The organism is Lentzea sp. NPDC051213 (assembly GCF_044455585.1).
In the GTDB taxonomy this organism is placed as follows: Bacteria; Actinomycetota; Actinomycetes; order Mycobacteriales; family Pseudonocardiaceae; genus Lentzea.
Genome location: NZ_JBITEX010000012.1, coordinates 240,594 through 246,739, shown reverse-complemented (window position 1 = coordinate 246,739; position 6,146 = coordinate 240,594). Strand labels below are relative to the sequence as shown.

Sequence of the window (6,146 nt, the reverse complement as noted above, 5' to 3'; positions counted from 1 at the left end):
CAAAACCCACACCCACTACGACGAGACCACCGCCTGGGCACACCACACCAACACAACCGCCGCTTGACATCCCCAGCAACTGGGATGTCTTCGCCATCGCGGTGGACCTGCTACTTGTCGATGTCCCCGACTATTACTGCGAATGAGCTCAGCACTGCGGGTAGGTCGTCGACCCTGGTGCCTGGCAGTAGGGCTGAGAGCGCTTGGACGTTGTTGAACGACGGCGTGCGGAGTTTTAGGCGCCACGGGGTTTTCTCGCCGCGCGATGACAGGTGTACGCCCGAGGTGCCCAGCGGGGCTTCTACTCGCGTGTAGACGGAGCCTTCGGGGGCCTTGATGGCCTTGGGCAGGCGGACGTTCACCGGGCCTGAAGGCAAGTGGTCCAGGCAGGCGTTGGCTAGCGTGATTGATTGCCGGGCCTCGTCCAGCAGGCAGCGGACGCGTGCTGCGGCGTCGCCTTCGGTTCGGACTACTGGGGTGAAGGGCAGCGTGCGGTAGGCGGGTAGGGGGTCGTCGCGGCGCAGGTCGAAGTCCACGCCGCTTGCCCTGCCGATCGGGCCGGTTACGCCGTAGGTCAGGGCGTCGGCGTGGGGGAGGATGCCTAGGCCTTCCAAGGGAACCAGGTCGATGTCCAGGGATGAGATGTCCACTGTGGACAGGAAGGCGGCGACCCTGGAGGCCCAGCCGGCCGGGACGTCTTCGCGCAGGCCGCCGATTCTGTTGAACATGAAGTGGATGCGGCCGCCCGAGGCCTCTTCCATCAGGGATTGGACGCCCTCGCGGTACGTGGCGGCGGTGGGGTGCAGTGGGGTCAGGAAGACCATGTGGGCCATCAGGCGGTTCAGTTCGCAGAGCAGGGCTCGCAGCCATTGGGCTCTGGCCGGGACGTCCATGCCTGTCATGCGTTCTACGGCGAGGGCCACGGCCAGTTCGTTGCAGAAGGCGGCTAGCCAGTCGTGGCGGTTGGCCAGCGTCAGGACCTGGCGGTAGTCGCGGACCTCGAAGAGTTTTTCCGCGCCTCGGTGCAGGTGGCCTACCAGGGGTTCTGCTGCGGTGATGTGCAGGTCCGGGGTCACGGTCAGGCGTAGGCGGTAGGCGCCGTGGGCCGACGGGTGCAGTGGGCCCAGGTCGATCACGCGGTCCACGCCCAGGTATTGGGCGCCTGCGCCTACGCCGACGGTGATCTGCTCGCTCACCCGCGCATGGTTTCACGGGGGTGCGTGGGTCACGGTCGTGCAGGGGTCACGCTCGTGTGATTGCGAAGAAGTAGCAGCCGTGGGAGACGCTGCGGATTTGTAGGGTTTCGATTGTGGGATTGTTGAGCAATCCTTCGATAGTGCGATCGAACGATCCTGGTTCGACCACCTCGCCGTCGTGGATCTGACCTGCGGCGTTGTAGGAACGTAGGATGCGGGGATTGTTCAACAATTCTACAGGTAGACGATCCAACGATGCGCCGCCTGGGCAGTCGACGTGGGTGAAGATCGGGCCCACCTCGGAGTAAGGGCCCTTGCCTGCGGTGGGGGTGTAGCGGAAGAGCCAGACCGGTTCGTCCGGTAGGGACTTGCGCAGGCAGCAGCGCAGCGGCACGTCCGGTTCGGAGGCGCGGTACTCGCGGCCGGGGTCGGCGAGAGCGGCGGACGGCGGCACGGTGTGGATTCGCATGCCGAGAACGATCGTCGTCAGGAAACCGAAAAGCTGGCGGGAATCGGACGCCAGGGCGGCAGCGCGGGCAGCAGGGACGACACCGGCACATCGCGGCCGTGCAGAAGCCAGCCGAACGAACCCAGGGTCGCCGGATCGCGCAGTTCGGCGATGCGGCTCGCGCGGGCGGCCGACTCGAGCCAGTCCCAGCCCGAACCGGAGGCCGCGCCCACCAGGCCCAGCGCGGCCAGCGCGTCCCGTTGCGACACCAGGACCCAGTCGCCGCCTGCTGCGGCAGCGCAGGAGTCGAAGGCCACGTGGGCGGTGATGTCGCAGGAGCCGTCGAACACGGGCGGCACCTGGCGGCCGGCTCGGTAGCCGGTCAGGGTGAAGCGGCGCGACGAGATCAGGTGGCCGTAGTCGATGGCCAGGGCCGCGCCGCGCACACCGGCGACAGCCGAGGCCCACGCGGCATCCCTGGGCGCTCCCACCTCGGCCTGCGCGCCGTCGGCCAGCGACGGCCACCACTGGGCGATCCACGGGTCGTCGGACGGACCGGTCACCACGGGGCAGGGGATCGAGTCGAGCCACTCGTGCCCGACTAGGAGCCCGATGCACGGAGGCACCGACGTGGTCCAGCGGACACCGGGCAGATCGACGGGCGGGCCGAGCTCTACCGCGGTCACCCGCAGTCGCGCGGCCAGCGAGCCCGTGGCCAGCGAACGCACCGCGAATGCCAGCTCACCGCCTCCTGCGCCCACGTCGACGAAGTCCACTACCGGGGGAAATCCGAGCGCGGCGTCCACGCGCGACAGCAGCTCCAGCAGTGCCGTGGCCAGCTCCGGGCCGACCAGCGGTGACGTCCGGAAATGTGAGGAAGGCTTCTCTCCGCGTGCGAAGAAGCCACCTGGGCCGTACAACGCGGCGTGCCAAGCGGCTTCCCAGTCGAACATCGGACAAGTGTGCATCTAAGGTCATTTCCCGTGAACGACGCCGACCTCACGCCGACGCCGACCCGCAAGCGCATCGAGCAGCGCCGCTGGACCGTCCTGTTCCCCGTGGTGGCTCTGATCGCGCTGGCCGCGGCCGGGCTCGTGCTGTTCGCGCTGGGCACGTCGAGCATCGGCATCGAGCCGTTGCTGGTCGGTGCCGCGGCTGCGCTGATCCCGGTCGCGTTCGTGGTGACCGCGTTCCTGTGGATCGACCGGTGGGAGCCGGAGCCCGCGAAGTTGCTGCTCTTCGCGTTCGTCTGGGGATCCTGCGGGGCGACGATCAGCTCGCTCGCGTTCAACCAGACCAGCCGCGTGCTCGGTGATCTGCTCTACCAGGACGGTACGACGTTCACCGCCGTGGTCGGGGCGCCGATCGTCGAGGAGGCGACCAAGGCCGCGTTCCTGATCGCCGTCTTCCTGCGTCGCCGGCACGAGTTCGACGGGGTCGTGGACGGCATGGTCTACGCCGGCATCACGGCGGCGGGCTTCGCGTTCACCGAGAACATCTGGTACTTCGGCCGGGTCTTCGTGGAGAACGGGATCGGCAACATGGGTGGCGGCGTGATCGCGCTGTTCATCCTGCGCGGGGTGCTGTCGCCGTTCGCGCACCCGTTGTTCACGGCCATGACCGGCATCGGTGTCGGTATCGCGGCCAGCTCGAGCAACGCCACGACCCGCATCATCGCGCCGATCGGCGGGTACCTCGCGGCCGTCGGGCTGCACTCGCTGTGGAACTTCTCGACGACCGTCGGCACCGGGTCGGACTTCATCAACCTGTACTTCCTGATCATGGTGCCGGTGTTCGCCGGCGCGGTCGCGATCGTGATGTGGCAGCGCAGGCGCGAGCAGCGGATCGTCGCGGGGCAGCTCGCCGCGATGGCGCAGAACCGGTGGATCGCCAACAGCGAGGTGGCCCTGCTGGCCAGCCTCAACGGGCGCAGGAACTGGCTGCGGGCGGTCAAGCGGAAGTCCGGTGAGGAGTCCGCCAAGGCCGTGAAGAGCTACCAGATCGCGGTCACCGAGCTCGCGTTCCTGCGGCACCGCATCGAGCAAGGCACGGCAGGGCAGAGCGCCGAGCAGCGGCACGGCGTCCTGCTCGACACGCTGCACGCCGCGCGGGCGGCCGCCCGCCGGTGAATCCCGTCACCGACCGGGTACATGCCAGGACCTGCGGGATTACCCTCGTCGGCGTCGTCTGGTACCCGAACCGGGACTGGAACGCCAGAAGGAGTTAGTCGCATGGACGCGACCGAACGTCCGGCCAGGCTCGCCGTCGGTGTCATCTCGGCCGGCAGGGTCGGCTCGGTGCTGGGCGCCGCGCTGGCCAGGACCGGCCACGTGGTGGTCGGCACGTCCGCCGTCTCCCAGGCCTCCCGCAACCGCGCGGAGGAGCTGCTGCCCGGCGTACCGATCGAGGACCCGACCGAGGTCGCCCAGAAGTCCGACCTGGTGCTGCTGGCCGTGCCGGACGACGAGCTGCCGGGACTCGTTCGCGGACTGATCGCCACGGAGTCGTTGCGCGCCGGGCAGATCGTCGTGCACACGAGCGGCGCGCAGGGCGTGAAAGTCCTCGAACCCGCCGCCGAACTCGGTGCCCTCACGCTGGCGCTGCACCCCGTCATGACCTTCACCGGCCGCTCGGAGGACCTGCAGCGGATGAGCGCCGCGTGCGTCGGCGTCACGGCCGCGGACGGCGACGAGGTGGCCTGGAGCGTCGGCGAGGCGCTGGTCGTCGAGATGGACGCCGAACCGGTCAGGGTGCCGGAGGCCGTCCGCCCGCTCTACCACGCGGCACTGGCCCACGGCGCGAACCACCTGATCACGCTGGTCCGCGACGCCGCGGACCTGCTCACCAACGCCGGTGTCGCCAACGCCGAACGCCTGCTCGGCCCGTTGCTGTCCGCCGCGCTCGACAACTCGCTGCGCCACGGTGACCGGGCACTCACCGGTCCGGTGGCCCGCGGCGACACGGGTACCTTGCGCAAGCACCTCGCCGTGCTCGCGGACCAGGCACCCGAAACCCTGCCCAGCTACCGCGTGCTCGCGCGGCGCACCGCCGTTCGTGCGGAAGAAGCCGGGCTGCTCAAGCCCGACGTGGCCAACGACGTTCGCACCACTCTCGAGGACGAGGCATGACCAAGCCACTCACCAAGGACGACTACAAGCCGGGCGATGTCACGGTGCACCGCGACCCCGCGCGGCTGAACCGGGTCGTGCGGGCCCTGCGCAGCGCCGGCCGCAACGTCGCGCTGGTGCCCACGATGGGCGCGCTGCACGCGGGCCACCGGCAGCTGATCCGCGAGGCGCAGGTCATGCAGAACACGGTGGTCGTGGTGTCAATCTTCGTGAATCCGTTGCAGTTCGGGCCGAACGAGGATCTCGCGAAGTACCCGCGCCAGTTCGAGTCCGATGTGGACATCTGCCGTGACGAGCGCGTGGGCATCGTCTTCGCGCCGTCCGTCGAGGACATGTACCCCGCGGGCGCGCAGGTCACGCTGCACCCCGGACCGCTGGGCGACGAGCTGGAGGGCGCCTCGCGGCCAGGTCACTTCGCGGGCGTGCTGACCGTGGTGTCGAAGCTGTTCAACATCGTGCAGCCCACGTACGCGGTGTTCGGGCAGAAGGACTACCAGCAGCTGCAGCTGATCCACAAAATGGCGCGCGACCTGAACTTCCCGCTCGACGTCGTCGGCGTGCCGACCGTCCGCGAGCACGACGGTCTGGCGCTGTCGTCGCGCAACGCCTACCTGACCCCGGAGCAGCGGCAGGCCGCCGTCGCGCTGTCCGCCGCGCTGACCGCGGGCGCCTACGTGAGCGCGCAGGGCGCCGACGCGGTCCTCAAGGCCGCGCACGACGTCCTGGCCGCGACGCCCGAGGTCGAGCTGGACTACCTGGAGCTGCGCGGGGTCGACCTCGGTCCCGCGCCCGAGAACGGCGACGGCAGGCTGCTCGTCGCGGCCCGCGTCGGTTCCACCCGCCTGATCGACAACATCGCGGTGTTGCTCGGCGAAGGCGACGAGTAGGGGGATGCCATGTTCCGCACGATGCTGAAGTCCAAGATCCACCGCGCCACCGTGACGCAGGCCGACCTGCACTACGTCGGCTCGGTGACGGTGGACGAGGACCTGATGGAGGCCGCCGACCTGCTGGCCGGCGAACAGGTCGCCATCGTCGACGTCACCAACGGCGCGCGGCTGGAGACCTACGTCATCCCCGGCGAGCGCGGCACCGGCGTGCTGGGCATCAACGGAGCCGCGGCGCACCTCGTGCACCCCGGCGACATCGTGATCCTGATCGCCTACGGGCAGATGGACGACGCCGAGGCCCGCACCTACCAGCCTCGCGTGGTCTTCGTGGACGCCGACAACAACGTCGTCGAGCTCGGTGCCGACCCGGCGCACGCCCCCGAGGGCTCCGGTCTGGTGAACGTGTCCACGAGCGCGCCCTCGTCTGAGACCGTTGAGGCGACCGCGCTGGACGCGTTGATCCAGGCCGAGAACTAAGGAATCG

The 6,146-nt window shown here is 69.2% G+C and carries 7 protein-coding genes; 4 read left to right on the top strand and 3 right to left on the bottom strand.

Translation table 11 applies throughout. The features are described 5' to 3' along the window. Positions 1-110 precede the first annotated feature (110 nt). The 3 genes from ACIA8G_RS41155 to ACIA8G_RS41145 are packed head-to-tail and all read right to left on the bottom strand — an operon-like array spanning position 111 to position 2,597. Positions 111-1,196: an NADH-quinone oxidoreductase subunit D gene (locus ACIA8G_RS41155; protein ID WP_396424228.1), complete on the bottom strand. Its 1,086-nt coding sequence runs from the start codon at positions 1,194-1,196 to the stop codon at positions 111-113. Between the two features lie 46 nt (positions 1,197-1,242). Next, positions 1,243-1,665, bottom strand: a complete 423-nt coding sequence (locus tag ACIA8G_RS41150; protein WP_396424227.1) for a DUF1203 domain-containing protein — start codon at positions 1,663-1,665, stop codon at positions 1,243-1,245. A gap of 17 nt (positions 1,666-1,682) precedes the next feature. Then, positions 1,683-2,597, bottom strand: a complete 915-nt coding sequence (locus ACIA8G_RS41145; RefSeq protein ID WP_396424226.1) for an SAM-dependent methyltransferase — start codon at positions 2,595-2,597, stop codon at positions 1,683-1,685. A gap of 30 nt (positions 2,598-2,627) precedes the next feature. Between ACIA8G_RS41145 and ACIA8G_RS41140 the strand changes: the two genes are divergently transcribed. The 4 genes from ACIA8G_RS41140 (at position 2,628) to panD (ending at position 6,139) form a co-directional block, all read left to right on the top strand. Continuing rightward, a complete protein-coding gene (locus ACIA8G_RS41140) occupies positions 2,628-3,773 on the top strand; it encodes a PrsW family intramembrane metalloprotease (protein WP_396424225.1) in 1,146 nt (381 codons plus the stop codon). Between the two features lie 102 nt (positions 3,774-3,875). Continuing rightward, positions 3,876-4,772 (top strand): Rossmann-like and DUF2520 domain-containing protein, encoded by an 897-nt coding sequence (locus ACIA8G_RS41135; protein ID WP_396424224.1) that lies wholly within the window; start codon positions 3,876-3,878, stop codon positions 4,770-4,772. After that, on the top strand, positions 4,769-5,659 hold the full coding sequence (gene panC, locus ACIA8G_RS41130; RefSeq protein ID WP_396424223.1) for a pantoate--beta-alanine ligase: 891 nt from the start codon (positions 4,769-4,771) through the stop codon (positions 5,657-5,659). The genes ACIA8G_RS41135 and panC overlap by 4 nt, the downstream gene beginning before the upstream one ends. 9 nt (positions 5,660-5,668) lie before the next feature. Continuing rightward, a complete protein-coding gene (panD, locus tag ACIA8G_RS41125) occupies positions 5,669-6,139 on the top strand; it encodes an aspartate 1-decarboxylase (protein ID WP_396424222.1) in 471 nt (156 codons plus the stop codon). Positions 6,140-6,146 lie beyond the last annotated feature (7 nt).

Excerpts from the sequence above, each read along its gene's own strand:
- ACIA8G_RS41150 (WP_396424227.1), bottom strand. The coding sequence starts at position 1,665 with ATGCGAATCCACACCGTGCCGCCGTCCGCCGCTCTCGCCGACCCCGGC.
- ACIA8G_RS41135 (WP_396424224.1), top strand. The coding sequence starts at position 3,876 with ATGGACGCGACCGAACGTCCGGCCAGGCTCGCCGTCGGTGTCATCTCG.
- ACIA8G_RS41145 (WP_396424226.1), bottom strand. The coding sequence starts at position 2,597 with ATGTTCGACTGGGAAGCCGCTTGGCACGCCGCGTTGTACGGCCCAGGT.
- panD (WP_396424222.1), top strand. The coding sequence starts at position 5,669 with ATGTTCCGCACGATGCTGAAGTCCAAGATCCACCGCGCCACCGTGACG.
- panC (WP_396424223.1), top strand. The coding sequence starts at position 4,769 with ATGACCAAGCCACTCACCAAGGACGACTACAAGCCGGGCGATGTCACG.